The following is a 449-nucleotide window of genomic DNA, read 5'->3' as shown; positions in this document are numbered from 1 at the left end:
GACTGAGAACAAGAATGGCCCCGCGCGATGCGGGGCCGGAGAGGTTGGAGTGATTAGTGCGCGCTGGCCTCACCCGCCCCTTTCGGGAAGCGGATACTAGCCACCATTTCCTGCACATGCTTGGGCGCATCCTCGGTCATGCGTGCCACGGCAATGGCAACACCGAAGTTGAGCAGCATACCCAGTGTGCCGATACCCTCGGGGGAGATACCAAACCACCAGTTGTCCGGAGTGTTGGCGGCCGGATTGATGAACTTGAAGTAGATGATGTAGGCCGCGGTAAAGGTGATACCGGAGATCATGCCCGCAATCGCCCCTTCCTTGTTCATGCGCTTGCTGAAGATGCCCAGGATGATCGCCGGGAAGAACGACGAGGCTGCAAGCCCGAAGGCGAACGCCGCCTCCTGGGCCACGAAGCCCGGCGGATTGATCCCCAGGTAACCGGCGAT

1 protein-coding gene is annotated in these 449 nt (G+C 60.6%); it reads right to left on the bottom strand.

What is annotated here, in order from left to right:
* Positions 1-53: 53 nt before the first annotated feature.
* Positions 54-449 (bottom strand): sodium:solute symporter family transporter (locus AVJ23_RS21950; protein ID WP_437176767.1); only part of this gene is annotated, 396 nt, incomplete at its 5' end.

The organism is Pseudoponticoccus marisrubri, assembly GCF_001482405.1.
GTDB lineage: Bacteria > Pseudomonadota > Alphaproteobacteria > Rhodobacterales > Rhodobacteraceae > Pseudoponticoccus > Pseudoponticoccus marisrubri.
The sequence above is the reverse complement of the archived record's forward strand: the minus strand, read 5'-3'. Positions and strand labels throughout refer to the sequence as shown.